The 16,644-nt window shown below is 71.7% G+C and carries 18 protein-coding genes; 7 read left to right on the top strand and 11 right to left on the bottom strand.

The annotated features are described in order from the left end of the window. The first annotated feature begins 7 nt into the window (after positions 1 to 7). The gene (locus GTY96_RS13810; RefSeq protein ID WP_161664953.1) at positions 8 to 346 is read left to right on the top strand and encodes a hypothetical protein; all 339 of its coding nucleotides are present in this window, start codon (positions 8 to 10) and stop codon (positions 344 to 346) included. A 65-nt stretch (positions 347 to 411) separates the two neighbouring features. Here the strand turns inward: GTY96_RS13810 and GTY96_RS13805 are convergent, their stop codons facing one another. From GTY96_RS13805 to GTY96_RS13780, 6 genes are all read right to left on the bottom strand, one after another. Further along, complete coding sequence (locus tag GTY96_RS13805) at positions 412 to 1,074, bottom strand: glutathione S-transferase family protein (RefSeq protein WP_161664952.1); 663 nt, start codon at positions 1,072 to 1,074, stop codon at positions 412 to 414. A gap of 73 nt (positions 1,075 to 1,147) precedes the next feature. Next, positions 1,148 to 2,143, bottom strand: a complete 996-nt coding sequence (locus tag GTY96_RS13800) for a hypothetical protein (protein ID WP_143903151.1) — start codon at positions 2,141 to 2,143, stop codon at positions 1,148 to 1,150. A 35-nt stretch (positions 2,144 to 2,178) separates the two neighbouring features. Further along, a complete protein-coding gene (locus tag GTY96_RS13795) occupies positions 2,179 to 2,925 on the bottom strand; it encodes a queuosine precursor transporter (RefSeq protein ID WP_143903153.1) in 747 nt (248 codons plus the stop codon). A gap of 92 nt (positions 2,926 to 3,017) precedes the next feature. Continuing rightward, positions 3,018 to 3,809 carry a dihydroneopterin aldolase gene (locus tag GTY96_RS13790; RefSeq protein ID WP_161664951.1) on the bottom strand — a complete coding sequence of 264 codons (792 nt, stop codon included), beginning with the start codon at positions 3,807 to 3,809 and terminating at the stop codon, positions 3,018 to 3,020. Then, positions 3,806 to 4,531 carry an SDR family oxidoreductase gene (locus GTY96_RS13785; RefSeq protein WP_161664950.1) on the bottom strand — a complete coding sequence of 242 codons (726 nt, stop codon included), beginning with the start codon at positions 4,529 to 4,531 and terminating at the stop codon, positions 3,806 to 3,808. The genes GTY96_RS13790 and GTY96_RS13785 overlap by 4 nt, the downstream gene beginning before the upstream one ends. 132 nt (positions 4,532 to 4,663) lie before the next feature. Next, complete coding sequence (locus GTY96_RS13780) at positions 4,664 to 5,146, bottom strand: hypothetical protein (RefSeq protein WP_143903159.1); 483 nt, start codon at positions 5,144 to 5,146, stop codon at positions 4,664 to 4,666. Positions 5,147 to 5,271: 125 nt separating this feature from the next. Between GTY96_RS13780 and GTY96_RS13775 the strand changes: the two genes are divergently transcribed. Next, positions 5,272 to 5,988 carry a class I SAM-dependent methyltransferase gene (locus tag GTY96_RS13775; protein WP_161664949.1) on the top strand — a complete coding sequence of 239 codons (717 nt, stop codon included), beginning with the start codon at positions 5,272 to 5,274 and terminating at the stop codon, positions 5,986 to 5,988. A 9-nt stretch (positions 5,989 to 5,997) separates the two neighbouring features. Here the strand turns inward: GTY96_RS13775 and GTY96_RS13770 are convergent, their stop codons facing one another. After that, entirely contained in the window at positions 5,998 to 6,519 is a 522-nt protein-coding gene (locus tag GTY96_RS13770; RefSeq protein ID WP_161664948.1) for a GreA/GreB family elongation factor, read from the bottom strand. Positions 6,520 to 6,679: 160 nt separating this feature from the next. Further along, a complete protein-coding gene (locus GTY96_RS13765; protein ID WP_235685580.1) occupies positions 6,680 to 7,117 on the bottom strand; it encodes a hypothetical protein in 438 nt (145 codons plus the stop codon). Positions 7,118 to 7,387: 270 nt separating this feature from the next. Between GTY96_RS13765 and GTY96_RS13760 the strand changes: the two genes are divergently transcribed. Next, positions 7,388 to 7,987, top strand: a complete 600-nt coding sequence (locus GTY96_RS13760; RefSeq protein WP_161664947.1) for a hypothetical protein — start codon at positions 7,388 to 7,390, stop codon at positions 7,985 to 7,987. An 80-nt stretch (positions 7,988 to 8,067) separates the two neighbouring features. On the opposite strand, the gene GTY96_RS13755 is transcribed toward GTY96_RS13760, so the two are convergent. Beyond that, positions 8,068 to 9,420, bottom strand: coding sequence for a D-arabinono-1,4-lactone oxidase (locus GTY96_RS13755; protein WP_143903167.1), 1,353 nt, complete (start codon positions 9,418 to 9,420; stop codon positions 8,068 to 8,070). Between the two features lie 4 nt (positions 9,421 to 9,424). Then, positions 9,425 to 9,685, bottom strand: a complete 261-nt coding sequence (locus GTY96_RS13750) for a type III PLP-dependent enzyme domain-containing protein (protein ID WP_201756034.1) — start codon at positions 9,683 to 9,685, stop codon at positions 9,425 to 9,427. A 190-nt stretch (positions 9,686 to 9,875) separates the two neighbouring features. Between GTY96_RS13750 and GTY96_RS13745 the strand changes: the two genes are divergently transcribed. Then, the gene (locus GTY96_RS13745) at positions 9,876 to 10,856 is read left to right on the top strand and encodes a helix-turn-helix transcriptional regulator (protein WP_328700865.1); all 981 of its coding nucleotides are present in this window, start codon (positions 9,876 to 9,878) and stop codon (positions 10,854 to 10,856) included. A 53-nt stretch (positions 10,857 to 10,909) separates the two neighbouring features. Beyond that, positions 10,910 to 12,058: a metallophosphoesterase gene (locus tag GTY96_RS13740; RefSeq protein ID WP_143903171.1), complete on the top strand. Its 1,149-nt coding sequence runs from the start codon at positions 10,910 to 10,912 to the stop codon at positions 12,056 to 12,058. Between the two features lie 33 nt (positions 12,059 to 12,091). Here the strand turns inward: GTY96_RS13740 and GTY96_RS13735 are convergent, their stop codons facing one another. Continuing rightward, positions 12,092 to 13,465, bottom strand: a complete 1,374-nt coding sequence (locus GTY96_RS13735) for a thioredoxin family protein (protein ID WP_143903173.1) — start codon at positions 13,463 to 13,465, stop codon at positions 12,092 to 12,094. A gap of 111 nt (positions 13,466 to 13,576) precedes the next feature. Here GTY96_RS13735 and GTY96_RS13730 point away from each other — a divergent pair, with 111 nt between their 5' ends. Both GTY96_RS13730 and GTY96_RS13725 read left to right on the top strand, forming a co-directional pair. Continuing rightward, on the top strand, positions 13,577 to 15,322 hold the full coding sequence (locus tag GTY96_RS13730; RefSeq protein ID WP_161664946.1) for a GTPase: 1,746 nt from the start codon (positions 13,577 to 13,579) through the stop codon (positions 15,320 to 15,322). Positions 15,323 to 15,409: 87 nt separating this feature from the next. Beyond that, positions 15,410 to 16,474: a hypothetical protein gene (locus GTY96_RS13725; protein WP_235685579.1), complete on the top strand. Its 1,065-nt coding sequence runs from the start codon at positions 15,410 to 15,412 to the stop codon at positions 16,472 to 16,474. The last annotated feature ends 170 nt before the right edge of the window (positions 16,475 to 16,644 follow it).

Raw genomic sequence — 16,644 nt, 5'->3', positions numbered from 1 at the left:
GATGGGCATGAACAAGCTGCGTGGACTGGTGATGTTCGCGGTGCTGGGTTTCGGTGCGCTGACGGGCTGTGGCGGGGTGAAGGACAGCGCCGCGCCGGAGACGGCCTCGGTGGAGCAGGGCCTGAAGTATTGCGCGGACAACGACGACTGTGAGGAGGGCCTGGGTTGCATCGACTCCGCGTGCAGGCCTGTGACGCCGAACGATCTGCCCTGTGGCGTCAGGGAGAGCACTCCGAATGGGACCATGTACTGTTATTCGGGCCTGCTCTGCTGTCTGAATCACCCCGCCGGCAAGTGCGTGGATGAGCCGGAGCAGTGCTGCGTGGATGCGCCGGAGCCGTGCTAGGCCCCAGGGCATCTCCGCGAGACAGGTCGAGGGGGCCCGGCGAGGAGGTCCTTCGCGGGCACACGCTAACGCGCGCTGCCCGCCGGGGCCCCGAGCCGCTGCTCATAGGCATCCAAGGTCCGCCGCCAGGCGGGCCGTGCCTCACAGCGCTCGCGGTAGGCGGAGACCCGGGGGAAGCGGTCGAGCACGCCCGCGTTGCGCACCTCGCGCAGCACCGTGGTCATCAGGATGTCCGCCACGGTGAACGCCTCACCGGCGAGATGCGGACGCCCCCGAAGCCAGTCCTCGAGCGCTGTCAGATGGAGCTCGGCATGGTTCACCATCCCGGGACGCCGCTGCGCGCCGGTGGGGTCGGCGTCGCCGAGCAGATCGATCATCACGATCTGGAACAGCGGGGGCTCCACGGTGTTGAGCGCGGCGAAGCACCAGCGCGTCACCTGGGCCCGGCCCTGGAAATCCGCGGGCATCAAGCGGCCCGTCTTCTCCGCCAGGTACAGCAGGATCGCCCCCGTCTCGGTGAGCACGAAGCCTTCGTCCTCGAGCACCGGCACCTGAGCGAAGGGGTTCAGCCGCCGGTACTCCTCGCTCCGGGTTTCCCCCGCGGGGTGATCCACGCCATGCACCCGGTAGGGCACACCCAGCTCCTCGAGCGTCCACAGGACGCGCAAGTCGCGCGTGAGCCCCACGACCTTCGAGTTGACGCGGCCGAAGCCGTAGAGCGTGATCATTCGATCATTCTCCTTGGCGGACCCGCCCGCTGTCGAGGAATCACCTCGCTCCGGCTCCTGCGCCGCTGCTGACTCACGCGATGTGGAGCACGTCCTGACGCGTCGAAGCCGTGCGCAGCCACCGCACGCGCAGCAGGCCGAGCAGCAGCGTCATCGCGGCGAACCAGCCCCAGGAGTTGGGTTCGACGCCAACAAGCGTCTCGTCGAAGTGGTCCAGAAACATGCCATCCACGTTGATGAGAAACGCCATGCCGAGCAGCAATGGCCCGATGAACAGGGCCGCGATGCAGGCCCATGACATGAAGTCTTGCAAGGCCGAAAAGAAGCTTCGACCCGACTGCGTCACCGACCGCAGGACATCTTGAGGGGAGACATCCAGTCGTCGCCACGACGCGAGCAGAATCGCAGTGGTCACAAAGACGACGAGAATCATCGCGAAATCCCAAGGCCCGGCACGATCCAGTCCCAGGAGCACGAGGATCCGAGCCGGCGGCGGTCCGAACTGGAAGTAGTAGCACTGCCCGATCGTGACCAAGACGCCGATAAGAGCCCGCACACTGAACAAGCTGGGGACGACGAGCATCGCCGTCACTCCAGTCCAGCCCACCAGGTCACCCAAACGCTGCGCGAGACTGACGCGTCCACGAGAGCCGTCTCGGGACATTCCAGCCCCCTGCCCCAGCCAACGCATGAACAGCAACACGATCACCGGCGTGGCCACGACGAGGCCCGAGAAGAATGCCTCGATGCTCCACGGCTGGATGTCGAAGCGTGCTTCGCCCAGGCCGAGCTTCCGGTATTCCTTCACAACGATGATGGCAAGCCACAACAGCGGTCCCATGAATACGGCGCCCGAGCAGGCCCAACCCATGAGTTCGCGGATGCCCAGGGTGCGGGTCCACGGCGACGGAGCCTTCAGGCTCAATACGTCATGACTGTCCCGAGCGCCCCGCCTCAGCCAGAGCACCAGCGGCAGCGCGACCCACGGCACCAGGAAGAGAAACATCAGCAGAAAAGTTGCCAATAACCCGAACATGGGCGGCGGATCGTCTGTCAGCGTGAACTGCATGGGACTCCCTCCTGTCCCCCGCAGTCTACCGCATGTCAGGCCATGGCCGCTGGCGGGGGCTCGGGGCTGGCGGGCGTCAGGTTCACCGGCTCACCGTCCGCGCCCAGCACCACCGGCGAAATGCCCAGCTTGCGCTCCACCAGCGTGTGCCCCAGGTAGACGAGCGGCGTGAGGCCAATCGCTATCAACAGCTTCACCGCGTACGACGTGAAGATGATCCGGAAGATGACCTCCCGGGGCAACACCCCCGTCCACGCGACGAACTGCACCACCACCGTGTCGATGAGCTGCGACACCACCGTCGAACCCGTGGCCCGCAGCCACAACATCCGATTGTTCGTCACCCGCTTGAGCAGGTTGAAGACCGCGATGTCCGAGAACTGCCCCACCAGATACGCCACCATCGACGCCATCAGGATGCGCTGCGAACCACCGAACACGTTGTTGAACGACGGCGCCACCGTGCCGATGTAGTCCTTCGCCTCCGTCATCGGCGCCCACGGAATCTCGACCGACACGGAGACGATCGCGAACGTGAAGATGGCCATGAAGAAGCCCACCCACGTCACGAACCGCGCGGCCTTCTTGCCGTAGAACTCGTTGAGGATGTCCGTCAGCAGGAACGTCACCGGGAACGGCAACATCCCCATCGACATCACCGCGACCACCGGCCCCAGGTGAACCTCGAACAGCTTCACCCCGATGATGTCACCCACCACCAGCGAGGTGACGAACAGCCCCGCGAGCGCCACGAACAGCTGAATCCGCCGGTCCAGGTTCATCCATGCGTCCTTCAACAGCGAGCCGCCCCTAGAGCTAGCACACCCTCCAGGCTCCGTCGCTCCGCCACCCACCGCCCGCCCGCCCGCTGTCCCTATTCGGGCAGGTAGTACTGGGCCCCTGGATCCACGGGCAGCACCGCCTCCCCACCCCGCCCCTCCGAGAACACCAGCCGCGGCCGGTACACCCCCACCACCGTCTGCTCCGTCCCCGTCGGGTTGCCGTAGCGGTGCGCGAACACGCCCGGCCCCTGGAACGCCATGCCCCGCCCCACCCCCTGCCCCTGGAGCAGCATCCCCGCGCCCAGCACCAGCTCGCTGCCCTCCGTGTGCCCGTCCGCGCGCGGCGGGATGACCCCACCCGGATCCACCCGCAGCCGGTACACCCCGTACGTGGCCCCCTCGTGGATGACATCCACCCGCCCGAATGGCCGCTCCTCCGTCCGGTACACCATCTCATCGGAGGTCCGGTGCATCTGGAGCGAGGGGATGGCCCACCCGCTCAGCGCCTCCGGCTTGGTGACTCGCACCGTGGCGGCTCGCACCCGCGCGTGCGGCGCCGCGTCCGTGGGCGGCGCCAGCAGGTAGCGGCACACCGCCTCCGCCGCGGACTCCAGCAGCTCGAAGCGGCACGCATCCAGGAGGAAGCGCAGCTCTCCGGCCAGCCGCCCGTAATGCACCGTGTTCGCCAGCTTCCCCCCCACCGCGGCCTGCCGCGCATCCAGGAAGAGCGCCACGTCCAGGCGCAGCGGCTGGGGCGTCACGCGCTCCCGGTTGTAGACGCCCACGATGCAGTCCGCCGTGAGCCCCCGCAGCTGAATCACATCCAGCGGACGGCCTTGCGCGTCGGTCACGATCGGGTGGATCAACGCCGGTTCCTCGCTCATAGCCGCGCGCTCCTTCCGCCATCCACGGCGATGACCTGCCCGGTGAGATACGGCGCCTCGCGCGCGAGGAACACGACCAGGCGCGCCACGTCCTCCACGCTGCCCTCACGCCCCAGCGGAACCTGCTGGAGCACCGCCTCCCGCGCCGCCGCGTCGAAGTCCTCCGGGAAGGCCACCACCCCCGGGGAGATGGCGTTGACCCGCACGTGCGGCGCCAGCTCCACCGCCAGCGCGCGCGTCAACATCACGAGCCCCGCCTTGCTCACCGAGTAGTGCGCATAGTGGCTCACCGCCCGCTCCCCGCCGATGTCGGTGAGGTGCACCACCACCGGATCCCTCCCCGCGCGCAGCGAGGGCAGCAGCGCCTGCGTGAGGAAGAACGGCGCGTCCAGGTTCACGCCGAGCATGCGGCGGTACTGCTCGCGGTTCACCGCGGCGAAGTCCACCCGCTCGTAGAGCCCCGCGTTGTGGACCACCACGTCCAGCGCCGGATGCGCCTGGCGGATCCGCGCGCCCAGCGCGTCCACGGCGTCCGGGTCGGACAGGTCGCCGCTGTACAGCGTGACCTCGCGCCCCAGCGCCCGGAGCTCGGCCGCCAGGGACTCCAGCGGCGCCAGGGAGCGGTGCGCGTGCAGCGCCAGGTCGTAGCCAGCCCGGCCGAGCGCGCGCGCCACCGCGCTTCCAATGCGCACGCCCGCGCCCGTGATGAATGCGGTCCCCATATGCGGGCCCTGCCTAACAGGCCCGCTCGGCACCTTCACGCACGAAACACCGCGGGGCGGCACCTGGAGAACCCCCTCTCCAGGCACCGCCCCGCGTTCACTGCCCTGCGTCTCGTCCCCCTGAAGTCCTCGCTACGGGTGGTAGACCACCGTCACCCAGCGGCGCCCGCTGTAGGGCACCCAGACCCACTCCGTCACCGCCTGGTAGCCGCCCGGGACGTAGCGCTGGTCGTAGTAGCCCGGCGTGCAGCGCGTGTGGCGGCCGTGGCGGCCCCGGGACACGCACTGCTCCGGGACCCAGACCTGCTCGTAGCGCGCCGGCACCCAGCGCTCCACCGTCTGCAGCTCGTAACGGCCCCGCGCGTCCACCGGGCGCGGCATGGGCCCGTAGTTGCAGTTCGGGCCGCGGCAGCCCATGAAGCGGCGCGTCTTCGCGTCATCGTCGTCGTAGCGGAACGCCTGGCCCTGGGGCACCTCCCAGCCGCCGCGGTGCTCCTGGCCGCCCCACCGCGCATCCGCCTGCGTCGGGCCGCGCCAGTCCGCCGCGAACGACGTGGAGGAACCGAGCAGCAGTGCACCGAAGGCCAGGGTCGCGAGTCCGAGCTTGAAAGCCATGTCTTCCATCCTCCGTCCGAGTTGCTTGTCCTGACTGACGCAGCCCCCAGCCGAACATTCAAATCCGCTCGGGTCTTCATGAACCCGGGTGGCGGGGCGGGGGGGATGTGGGTACACCTAGGTTCATGTTCCACCGAGACGGCCCCACCCTCCGGGAACTCGCCCGGCAGGCCCTCACCTCCGTCGAGCAGGGCTACGACCTGCTCGCGCCCAAGTTCGAGCACACGCCGTTCCGCACGCCGGATCCGGTGCTCAAGGCGGCGCTCGCGCGGGTGGGGCCCCCTGGAAGCGTGGGGGCGGCGCTGGACGTGTGCTGCGGCACCGGCGCCGCGATGCGCGTGCTGCGCCCGCTGTGCCGCGAGCGCGTCGTCGGCTTCGACCTGAGCCAGGGCATGCTGGACGAAGCGCGCCAGCGCGTCGCGGAGGCGCCGGGCACCGCGGCGTTCGACTTCGTGCGGGGCGACGCGCGGGAGCTGCCCTTCGACGCGGCGTTCGACCTCGTCACCAGCTTCGGCGCCTTCGGGCACATCCTGGAGGAGGACGAGCCCCGGCTCGTGCGCGGCATCGCTCGCGCGCTGAAGCCAGGAGGCCGCTTCGTCTTCGTCACCGGACAGCCGCCGTCCGCGCTGAACCCCGGCTACTGGGTGGCGAAGGGCTTCAACGCGGCCATGCGCGTGCGCAACGCGCTCTGGAAGCCGCCGTTCGTCATGTACTACCTGACGTTCCTCGTGCCCCGGGCCCGCGCCCTGCTGGAGGCGGAGGGGTTCGACGTCGAGGTGCGCGAGGGCGACATGCCGGAGCCCTTCGGCCGCCTCGTCACCGTCATCGCGACGAAGCGCTGAGCGCGCCGCTCAAGGGGCGGACACCGCGGCTTCGGACTCCGCGTACTCCACCGCGAGGAGCTCGTACTCCACCGTGCCTCGCGGGCGCTCCACCTGGACGGCCTCGCCCGCCTCCTTGCCCAGGAGCGCTCGCGCCAGCGGGGACTCCACGCTCAAGCGGCCCGCCTTCACGTCCGCTTCATCCGGGCCGACGATGCGATAGCGCACGCGCGCGCCGTCCTCGTCCTCCAGCACCACCCACGCGCCGAAGAAGACGCGGCCCGCCTGCGAGGGATCCGGCTCCACCACCCGCACGTCCTCCAGGATGGCCGCGAGCTCGCGCGCCCGGCGTTCCCGCTCGCGCCTGCGCACGGCGGCCTCCAGCTCCGGCCAGTCCCGGGGCTCTGGCCCCTGGGACGCCAGCAGCTCCTCCTGGAGCGCGCGGTAGCCTTCCGGGGTGATGTAGCGCCGCGCCGCCGACGCCGGCCGGGGACGCTCGGGGGTCAGCCCCTCGTCACCGCCCCCATCTTCCTTCGTGAATGCCTTCGACATGGGCCCGACCTCCTCCCAGGAGACTTCTCAACCTTTCCCGGGATTCGCACGCGAGGGTCGCCCGCTCGCCCGCACTCCAGGGGCGGCGCTCACCGGCGGGGGCCGCGCTCAGGCGCCCACGGAGCAGGCGCCTGATTCAGGGGCTGCCTTGAACCGGGGCTCAGACGCCCGCGTCGGAGCCGGTCTGCTCGGGCGTGGCGGGCGCCGTCTCCGCGGGGGCGATGGTCGCGCCTTCGGGCGCGGGGGCCTCACCGGAGGGGACGAGCTGGAGCTTGTAGCCGTGCACGCCCTTGGGCAGCACGACCTCCACCAGCGGGTTCTCCTTCGCCAGCTCCTTGGAGACCTTGAGGGAGATCTCGCCGTTCTCATCGCTGACGGCGTTGAGGTGGTTGCGGTACTCGCCGCCCAGCACCTTGGCGCCCTTCACCGGCTGGCCGGTCTGCGCATCCGTCACGCGCAGCACCACGAGCTGATCCTCCTGGAGTGCCGTGGCGCCATTCGCGTGCACGATGTCGTTGTAGCGCGGGCGCAGCGAGCACGCCGACAGCAGCGCGGAGGAGAGGACGGCGACGGTCAGCAGGTTGCGGCGAAGGCTCATGGAATCCATCCAGGCTGTGAAGACGGTAAGACAGGGGCGCGGCAGCATAGCCGCCAGCCACCGGACGCCAAGTCTCCCGTGCGTCACGGTCGCCGTGTGCGGCATCCGCCCTCACGCCGCGTCGCGGAATTCCCGGCGAGCAGGCATGGCGTGCGCCCTCCTCCCCGGGGACCGGTGGAACCCTCGGCCCTTCCACCTGCCCGCTTCCAGCACCATCTCAACCATGTCCGGGCACCGTCCTACCCCCGCCCGTACGGAGGCCAAGGCTCCATGGATGAGACCGATACGGACGTCCCCGCGAACCGGGAGCTGGCGCAGCGCGTGGAAGCCCTGCCGCACGAGCGGATCAACTACGTGGAGGTTCCAGCGAACCTCCGCGTGGTGGAGGACAGCTCCGTCGCGTGGAAGCACAACCGATTCAAGGTGAGCGTGTTGACGATGGTGCTCATCAGCCTGAGCACGTTCTTCTTCCCCATGTTCAACGGCCTGCTGGCCGGCGCGTTCGGCGGCTTCCACGCGGGCCAGCCACGTCGCGCGCTGGGCGCCGCGCTCGTCACCGCCGTCGTGGTGCCCGTGACGCTCTACGTGGCCTTCGATGTCTTCGGCGTGGGCACCGTGCGCATCTTCTCCGGGCTGGGCTTCACCGCCTGGAGCGTGCTGCACGCCATCTGCGTGTTCATTGGCGCCCTGGCCGGGGCCTCCAGCCGACCGCTGTTCAGCGGCGACATCCCCATCGTCTACGCCCCGCCCGCGCCACTCCTGGCGGAGGGCGAAGTCGAGCCGGCCCTGCCGGAAGGGTCTAGGGACTTCTCCCGGGACCTCCCCCTGGCGACGGCCCTTCCTCCCAACGGACCTGTGCGCGGGGAGTGACGCGCTCCAGGTCACCCGCGTCCGCGTCGGAGCGGCGGCGAGGCACCCGGGCGCCGCGGCTTCCACGGCGGCCCCCGGTGCTACGCGAGCCGTGCGCCGCCGGGCTCGCGCCGCGTATGACCGGACCGCTCCTCCAGGAAGAGCCGACGCAGATAGGGATTGAGGAACCGTCCCTCCGGGTCCAGCTGCTCGCGCACGCGCTGGAAGTCATCCCAGCGCGGATACAGGTGCTTCAGCGTCGCCGCCGTCTGCGTGTGCAGCTTGCCCCAGTGCGGCCGGCCGCCATGGTTGCGGAAGATGGCCTCCGCGCCAGAGAAGTATGGCTCCAGCGGCATGCCCCGGTACTGGTGCACCGCGATGAAGGCGCGGTCCCCGCCATGCGCCGGGCTGAGGAACACGTCGTCCCCGCGCACGAAGCGGTACTCCACCGGGAAGTGCACGGGCAGCTTCTCGCGCGTGATGTATTCGGACAGCTCGCGCAGGCAGTCCGGGCCCCGCTCCACCGGCACGCCGTATTCCATCTCCTGGAAGCGCACCAGGCGCGGCGTGGCGAACAGCGCGTGGCTCTGACCCGCCAGCACCCCCTCCGACGCCAGCTTCGCGGACAAGCGGCTCACCGGCGCGCACCACGCGGGCCGCATCCGGCACGCGCGGCTCACCGCGCCGAAGAGCGCGTTCTCCATCACCATCTCGTTGAGCCAGCGCCCCACGCCCACCCCGTAGGGGGCCTCGTCCGTGAGGTCCATCGCCTTGGTCATCACGCGGTCCGAGTGCGGGAACCAGAAGAACTCGTAGTGCCGGTGGCGCGTCCGCGCTTCGTCCAGGCCCGCGAGGCACTCCTCCAGCCCCAGGTTCCGGCGCGTCAGCCGCAGCCGGTACGCGGGCAGCAACCGCAGCCGCACCCGCGTCACCACCCCCAGCGCCCCCAATGACACACGCGCGGCCTGGAGCAGCTCCGGTGACGCGTCCTCCGAGCACGTCACCTCGTCCCCGCTCGCGGTGACGAGCGTCATCGCCGCCGCCTGCGTGGACAGGATGCCCAGCCCCATGCCCGTCCCGTGCGTGCCCGTGCCCAGCGCGCCGCCCAGCGACTGCTTGTTGATGTCGCCCAGGTTCTCCATCGCCAGGCCGTGCGAGGCGAGCAGCCCCCCCAGCTCCCGCAGGTTCGTGCCCGCCCACACCACGGCCTCGCGCGCGGCGGCGTCCACGGACTCGAGGCCGTGCAGCGCTTCGAGCGACACCATCGTCTCGTCCGTCGCGCACAGCGGCGGGAACGAGTGGCCGCTGCCCACCACCCGCACGGTGGCTCCCGCATCGCGGAGCGCGGCCTTCAGCGCCTCCACGGAGTCCGGCCGGAGGAAGCCGGACGGATGCGCCACCACCGCGCCGGACCAGTTGCGCCACGTCTTCACCTTCACCGCGTCGGTCGTCATGCCGTCATCCCCACTCGCCCCGGTAGGTCGGAACCTCGTCCACCACGCGCCCTCCGGAGATGAGCAGCAGCGTGCGGAAGTGCTCACACAGCTCGCCCGCCTTCGCGTGACGGAAGAACACCGGCGCGCCCAGGGGCAGCGGCACCGGGCCCGCGTACGCGATGGGCGTCTGCACCTCCCCCGCGCCCTCCAGCGGCAGGAGCTTCGCGCCCTCCGGCAGATAGGGCACGGGCTGCTTGTCCGAGCCCGCCGAACCGGAGGCCACGTAGCCGCCGCCCTGCAGCGTGAAGAGGCCCGGGCCGGGACGGCGCGTGACGGGGATCGCGAAGGCCGCCGCGGGCTGGTGGTGGAAGCCCTGGTAGCCGTCGAAGAGCGCGGGCGAATACAGGCCGCTGCCCGCGGCCCTGGTCGCGCTCCGGCATGCGCTGCGCGCGGAGCGGACAGCCGCCTACGGCGTGGATGTGGGTTCCGACCGGTATCACACGACCTTCGTGCATGGCGTGGGCTTCACCCAGTCCGCGTCGGTGCTCTTCGAGATGTTCGACGCGTCGCTGCCGCCGGCCGGGACGCGCTTTGGCTATTACGACCCGGAGAAGCCGCCCCCGGCGCAGCGCAACCGGCCGCTCCGCCTCTCTCCGGTGGGGATGTCGGAGTCCTTGCGAGCCCTGCCCATCACGGGAGATGGCACGGGGCCGCTGTGGGAGCGTTTGGAGCTGAGCGAGGCGGAGTGGGAGCAGTCCCGGACCCAGTTCTCCGGACGCATCCTGGAGCTGTACCGGCGTCTGGGATTGGAGCACATGGCGCAGCTGCGGGTGCTGGTCTGCGAGGGTGACACGCTGCTGGGCTGGGTGGGCGCCTTCCGGACGGAGCCGTTCACGGAGCGCGACCAGCGGTTGATGCAAGCGCTGACGCCCGCCTTCCAGCGTCGGATGGCGCAGGAGCGGCGGCTGCGCGAGGCGGGGCTGCTGGGCCCCGCGCTGGGCGCGGCGCTGGAGGTGCTGGGGCGGCCCGCGTGGGTCGTCACGTTCAACGGCCGGGTGATGCACACCAACAAGGCCGGGCAGGCGCGGTGGGAGCAGGACGCCCAGGGCCTGGCGGCGCAGGTGCGCGAGTGTCTGCGCAGCCCGCCGGGCACGGGCCCCCTGTTCTCCTCCGGGCCGCTGCGCACGCCGGGGCTGCCGGACCACTACCTGGTGCTGGACCCGGGCCCGCCCATGGATCCGACGTCGCGGCTGCCGGTGCTGACCCAGCGCTGGGGGCTCACCGCGCGCGAGGCGCAGGTGCTGGAGCACGTGGTGCAGGGAGAGACGAACAAGGCCATCGCCCTGCACCTGGGCTGCGCCGAGCGCACGGTGGAGGTGCACGTCACGCACCTCTTGAACAAGGCCCAGGTGGAGAGCCGCTCGGCGCTCATCTCGCGCTTCTTCCAGTCCTGACGCGGCCCCTTCGCGCCGGTGGGCACGGCGCGGGGCGTGAGTAGGATGGAGGCATGGATGACGCGCTCCTGAAGCAGGCGCTGGCCCGCGCCGACGCGGCCGTGGCGAAGGGGCCGCACGCGGTCCCTGGGGATGGGCACCCCCGCACGCTGCACGTGGCGATGGGGGATCCGCAGGCGGACTTCGACCGGGTGATGTCCATCCTCTCGCTGCATGGGTTGCTGGGCGGGGACGGAGGGCTGCGCCCGGACGTGTGTCTGGTGTCGGTGGGGGACCACTTCGACTGGGGCCCCGCGGCCGACCGCGAGCGGGTGGCCCGAAGCGGCCTGCGGTTCGTGGCGTGGCTCGCGTCCCATCCGGCGGATCAAGCCGTGCTGCTGCTGGGCAATCACGACCTGGGGCGCGTGGGAGAGCTGGCGGACTTCACGGACGCGACCTTCCGCGCCGCCCAGGCCCAGGCGGACCAGGTCTACGCGGGGGACGCCACGGACGCGGCGGCGGAGCGGGCCTTCCTCCAGCGCTGGCCTGGACTGCCCACCGCGGAGCTGGCGGCGCGGGACTTCAGCACCTGGACCGAGGCGCAGCGCGCGTGGGTGGAGCACCTGCTGCGCGCGCGGCGGTTCCGCGTGGCGCACGCGGCCGGCCCTTCCCTGCTGGTGCTGCACGCGGGCGTCACGCGCGAGGATCTCCAGCGGGTGGGGCTCGCGCCTGAACGGTGGGCGGACGCGAGCGCGGTGGCGGCGGCGCTCAACGGGGTGATGGACCGGGCGGTGGCGGACTGGACGGGCGGGCCGCTCGTGCTGCCGGGACTGCACCATCCCGGCAACGCGAAGGACGGCGAGGGGCTGGGCATCTTCTACCAGCGGCCCAGCCTCCAGGCGGAGGACGCGGAGCGCGTGCGGGGCATGCCCCGGCGGCGCTTCGATCCCCGGCGCCTGCCCCTGGGCCTGACGCAGGTGGTGGGCCACACGCGCGACAAGCGGGTGCGTGAATTGGTGTCGCCCGGTCCGGCGCGCGACGGCGTGCTGCGCTCCCTGGTGACGGACGGGACGCGCGTGGACTACGCGCACGGCCCGCCGCCCGCGACCGGCCCCGACGAAGCGGTGATGGTCTTCACCGATGGCGCCATGCGCGAGGGCGCGGCGGAGGACTTCCAGTTGTTCGACCTGGACGCCCGGCGCGCGGTGCCGCTGGCCCGGTAGCGGTCGCCGCGCGCACGGCGGAGGGCGCGGGTGCTACGGCGCCGCGCCCGGAACGGCGGCCGGAGCCTTGAGGCCGGCGAGCTTCTTCTCCAGCCCCTCCACCTGACGCGGCGACACCTGCGCCGTGGGCAGCGACTTCGCGAAGGTCAGCGCCTCCTCCAGCGTCTTCGTCGCGGCGGCGGGGTCCTTCCGGGCGACGTAGATGTCCGCGCGGCCGGAGAGGACGGACAGCCTCCGCGCGCCCTGCACGCGCGCCAGGGCCCGGTCGTTCGCGGCGAGCGCGTCGTCCAGCCGGCCCGACAGGCGGTACAGCGTCGCGAGGCGCGCGGGCGGGTTGTAGTCCTGGGGCAGGTCCCGCTCGCTCTGCTCCAGCGCGGGGATGGCCCGCTGCGGCGCCTCCAGCGTCATCGCCGCGAGCATGCGGTGCGAATCGAACACGGTGCGCGACTCGGGGTTGGGCGCCTTCGCGGCCTCGCCCTCCAGGAACGTCAGCCACTCCTGGGCCACCTGCTTCGCGCCCGCGGAGTCGCCGTCCTCCTTGCGCGCCTCCACCAGCACCTCGTACAGGCCGGAGCGGTCATCCGCCGACATCGCGATGGTGGGGGGCGACAGCACGTCGCGCGCCTTCGCCTCCAGCGCGTGGCGCAGGCCCGCGGCCTCAGGGGTGCCACCAGGAATGGCCAGCGCGCAGGTGAGGCCGTTGAGGACGCCGTTGGCCAGGTTGAGCGAGCGCTGCACCTTCGGCAGCTCCGCCACCGCCTTCTGGGCGCAGGGCACGTACTGCTTCGCCCCGTACTGGGCCATCAGCAGCGACTCCAGCGCGCGGCCCCGGCGGGACCAGTCGGCGGGGGCCTCGGCGAGCGCGAGCGACAGGGATTCGGCGGCCTCCGCGGGCTTGCCCTCCCCGTAGAGCGCGTCGCCCCGGGCGAGCAGCGCGTCCGCGCCGGTGGCACCGCCCTGGTACGCGCGCTCGCCGTCCTCGAAGAGGCGCTCCAGCTGCGGCACCGTGGCGCTGCCGGCGAAGCGCAGGAGGGCCTTCTCCTCGCGCGGGTCGATGATGAAGAAGGTGGGCCAGAACTCCACCGGGTACTTCTCCTGGAACGTCGCGTTCTGGGTCAGGTCGGTGTTGAGCTCCAGCCACACGAAGCGGCCCGCGTGCTTCGCCAGGGCGGCGTCCGTGAAGACGTAGGCGCGCATGGAGCGGCACGTGTGACACCACGGCGCCCACGTGTCGACGAAGAGGGGCACGCCCTTCGCCTTCGCCTCCGCGAGCGCGCGGGCGTAGTCGTCCGGGATGAAGGGCAGCGGGCCATCCGCATGGGCCTCCGAGGCCACGGGCGCGTTGGCGTTCGTGGCCGTGCAGGCGATGGACCCCGACAGGAGCAGGCAGGCGAGGAGGGAGCGCATGCGGCGCACCCTAGCGCGCCTCCTCCAGGGTGTCCTTCTCCGACAGTGCGCGCACACTTGTCTGGGCAGCGCGCGGCGTGCGTGCTGTCTTGCGCATGGCCCCTTATGCCCATGAAGGACCCTCGCGCCCTGCGCACCGCCCTCGCGTCCGCCCTGGACGCCCTGCCCGCCTCCGAGCGCTTCCCCGATGGAAGTGACGCCGACGTCGCGCGCCGCCTGGCTGAGCGCCTGCGCCGCGACCTGCTGCCCCGCCTGGGCTCCGGCGCGGAGGACGCACCGCTGCTCCTCGTGGCCATCGCCGGGCCCAACAACGTCGGCAAGTCCACGCTCTTCAACGCGCTGGCGAAGGCGGCCCTGTCCCCCGCGCGGCCCGAGGGCGGGCTCACCAAGCAGTGCCTGGCCGCGGCGAACCCGGAGACATGGACGGGCGCGCTGAAGGACATGCTCACCCAGCGCTACGACATCCTCCCGGTGGCCGACGGCACCGTGGCGCCGGTCGACGAGGCCGGCCCCGCGGGGCGGCTGTACCTGGTGCTGTCGGGCGCGGTGCCGCGCGGCCTGCTGGTGATGGACACGCCGGACTTCGACAGCGTGTACCGCGACAACCGCGAGCGGGCCGAGGCGCTGCTCGTCACCGTGGACGTGCTGGTGTTCGTGGTGAGCCGGCAGACGTACCAGAACGCGGCGCTGGTGGACTTCCTGCGCGCGGCCGTGGGCCACGGCAAGCCGTACCTCCTCGTCTACAACGAGGCCACGCGCGAGGACGTGGCGCGCGGCCACCTGGACAAGCTGGCCCAGGACGTGGGCCATCCCCCGCTCGCGCGCTACCTGGCGCCCCACCAACCCGAGGTGGAGGCGGGGCTGAAGCCGCTGACCACGGAGCCGCTGGACGGACAGCCCCCGCTCGCCGCGCTGCTGGGTCAGGCCGAGCACGCGCGCGAGCTGAAGGCGCGGGCCCTGGAGGCCTCGCTGTCGGATGCGCGCTCGGAGCTGGACGCGGTCTCGCGCTCGGCGACGCGCGCGGCCCGGGAGCCGGAGCGGCTGCGGCAGCGCCTGCGGCACGACCTGCGAGGGCTTGGCGCGCAGGCGGCCTTGAAGGCCGTGCCCGCGGACGTGCTCGTGGATGCGTTCCGGGACGAACTGGACGCGCGCAGCACCTTCCACCGGTTCGTGCGCCTGCCCTTCCGTGGGCTGGCCACGGCGCTCACGTTCGTGAGCCGCAAGGTGCGCGAGTCCTTCACCGGGCCCCAGCCCCGCGAGGCGCTCCCCACGCAGGCGGTGGACGACGCGCTGAAGGACGGGCTGCGCCGGCTGGTGGATGCCTTCGCGCCGGAGGTGGCCGCGTGGCGCGGCGACGCGGAGACGCGGGAGAAGCTGACCCAGGCCTTCGGGCCCGCGATGCTGGGCCGGCTGGACGCGCCGCTGGAGCTGGGCTCGCTGCACGCGCACGCGGCGGACCGGGTGGCGCTGTATGACTTCTGCCGGGAGCTGGTGGGCACGGAGCTCCAGGGCGGCATGCGCGAGGAGCTGCTCCAGACCTTCACCACGCTGGTGTATTCGGTGCCGTCGGGGGCGGCGGCGGTGGTGACGGTGGCCACGGGCGGGCTGGGCCACGACGCGGTGGTGTGGGCGGGGACGCTGCTGTCCACGCCGCTCCTCGAGCGCTTCGTGGACCTGCTGGGCGCCCAGGTGCGCGCGACGGTGACGCGCAAGTGGGCGGATGCCCACGGGGCCACGCTGGCGCAGGCGCTGGAGACGCGCTTCTTCGCGGAGCTGCTGTCCCACCTGGATGCCCAGGCGGAGGGCTGGCTGCGCACCGCGGCCACGCTGGAGGCGGCGCGCCGGGCGACGGAGTAGGCGGCCGGTTCCGGACAGCACCCCGCCTTCCAGGTGGAGGCAAGACTTCGTGCCACGCCGCCACCGATGCGTCATGCTGGGTCCGCCATGACCGGTCTGGACCCGGAGGCGGGCTCCCCTCTCATCCTTTCGTTCCGTCACCTGCTGACCGAGTCCGTCGCGGCGTTCCTGGACGAGGCGGACATGACGTGCCCGCAGACGGCGGACGCGCTGAGCGAGCTGCTGGTGACGCTGTCGCGCTACCGCGAGGAGGGCGCGCTGCTGTTCCCCACCGCGTTCCTGGGCGACGACCTGGGCGCGATGCTGGAGCTGCTGGGCGGGCACGACCCGATTCCCATCGGTTCGGGGCCGCGCAACCGCGCCACCATCCAGCGGGCGCTCAAGCAGTGCGCGCCGCTGGGCCAGGGGCGCTGGTGGGCGCTGTACCTGCTGCGCGAGCCGGAGGGCCTGACCTACGGCATCTTCCGGACCGACCCGTTCCCCCTGGCGGAGACGCCGCTGGAGCGGCTGCGGCACGCGCCGGACCGGGGCGCGCACGTGGTGGGGGTGTTGCAGCTGGCGGACAACATCATCGAGCTGCGCGGCGGCGGCGGGCTGAGCCGACACGTGTACCTGTCCGGCGCGCGCATCGACGTGGAGCCGCCGTCGGTGGTCCTGGATACGTTGGCGAGCGCCGTGACCGAGCAGGTGCTGCCCTCCAGCCGCGAGCATGCGCGGGGCTTCTTCCGCCGCGTGCTCTTCGAGGTGATGCAGTCGTCACACGGCACGCTGGTGGCGGTGCTGCCTCGGGAGCGCGCGGGGTCCGCGCTCTTCGTGGACGGCATCCTGTTGCCCCGGCCGATGGACGTGGTGGCGCTGCTGGACCGGCACCACGCGACCCAGGACGGCAGCGCCGCGTCCGCGGTGCGGGCGGCCGCGCAGCTCCTGCGCGGCATGATGGCCACCGACGGCATCACGGTGCTGCGCGCGGACGGGTGCATCCTCGGGTACAACGTCTTCGTCCGTCACCCGGAGACGCTGGCCCGACAGCCGGCCTTCCTTGGCGGAGCCCGGCGGCGCACGTTCGAGGTGCTGTGCGCGGCGCTGGGCAACGAACTCGCCGCGGCGTTCATCCGCTCGCAGGATGGCGATGTCGCGTGCCGTCGGACGTGATGCGCCTGGCGCCGCGATGATTTCCTGTTTTGCTGACTGCGCAGATTGAGTTGGTTCTGCTCCGGGCGGACGTCGTCCGAGGAGAAGTGGACCCTGCAGGTCGCATCCCGCGCGGGGACGCATGACGTGGGCGGGAAGTTGAGAACATCAAGCAAATCTGAAAGGCTGCG

This window comes from Corallococcus silvisoli (assembly GCF_009909145.1).
Taxonomy (GTDB): Bacteria; Myxococcota; Myxococcia; order Myxococcales; family Myxococcaceae; genus Corallococcus; species Corallococcus silvisoli.
Note: the sequence above shows the minus strand (reverse complement) of the source record. Positions and strands in the feature narration are given on the sequence as shown.

Excerpts from the sequence above, each read along its gene's own strand:
- GTY96_RS13785 (WP_161664950.1), bottom strand. The coding sequence starts at position 4,531 with ATGGGGACCGCATTCATCACGGGCGCGGGCGTGCGCATTGGAAGCGCG.
- GTY96_RS13735 (WP_143903173.1), bottom strand. The coding sequence starts at position 13,465 with ATGCGCTCCCTCCTCGCCTGCCTGCTCCTGTCGGGGTCCATCGCCTGC.
- GTY96_RS13800 (WP_143903151.1), bottom strand. The coding sequence starts at position 2,143 with ATGCAGTTCACGCTGACAGACGATCCGCCGCCCATGTTCGGGTTATTG.
- GTY96_RS13760 (WP_161664947.1), top strand. The coding sequence starts at position 7,388 with ATGGATGAGACCGATACGGACGTCCCCGCGAACCGGGAGCTGGCGCAG.
- GTY96_RS13780 (WP_143903159.1), bottom strand. The coding sequence starts at position 5,146 with ATGGCTTTCAAGCTCGGACTCGCGACCCTGGCCTTCGGTGCACTGCTG.
- GTY96_RS13755 (WP_143903167.1), bottom strand. The coding sequence starts at position 9,420 with ATGACGACCGACGCGGTGAAGGTGAAGACGTGGCGCAACTGGTCCGGC.
- GTY96_RS13770 (WP_161664948.1), bottom strand. The coding sequence starts at position 6,519 with ATGTCGAAGGCATTCACGAAGGAAGATGGGGGCGGTGACGAGGGGCTG.
- GTY96_RS13765 (WP_235685580.1), bottom strand. The coding sequence starts at position 7,117 with ATGAGCCTTCGCCGCAACCTGCTGACCGTCGCCGTCCTCTCCTCCGCG.
- GTY96_RS13795 (WP_143903153.1), bottom strand. The coding sequence starts at position 2,925 with ATGAACCTGGACCGGCGGATTCAGCTGTTCGTGGCGCTCGCGGGGCTG.
- GTY96_RS13775 (WP_161664949.1), top strand. The coding sequence starts at position 5,272 with ATGTTCCACCGAGACGGCCCCACCCTCCGGGAACTCGCCCGGCAGGCC.
- GTY96_RS13725 (WP_235685579.1), top strand. The coding sequence starts at position 15,410 with ATGACCGGTCTGGACCCGGAGGCGGGCTCCCCTCTCATCCTTTCGTTC.
- GTY96_RS13740 (WP_143903171.1), top strand. The coding sequence starts at position 10,910 with ATGGATGACGCGCTCCTGAAGCAGGCGCTGGCCCGCGCCGACGCGGCC.
- GTY96_RS13805 (WP_161664952.1), bottom strand. The coding sequence starts at position 1,074 with ATGATCACGCTCTACGGCTTCGGCCGCGTCAACTCGAAGGTCGTGGGG.
- GTY96_RS13790 (WP_161664951.1), bottom strand. The coding sequence starts at position 3,809 with ATGAGCGAGGAACCGGCGTTGATCCACCCGATCGTGACCGACGCGCAA.
- GTY96_RS13810 (WP_161664953.1), top strand. The coding sequence starts at position 8 with ATGAACAAGCTGCGTGGACTGGTGATGTTCGCGGTGCTGGGTTTCGGT.
- GTY96_RS13730 (WP_161664946.1), top strand. The coding sequence starts at position 13,577 with ATGAAGGACCCTCGCGCCCTGCGCACCGCCCTCGCGTCCGCCCTGGAC.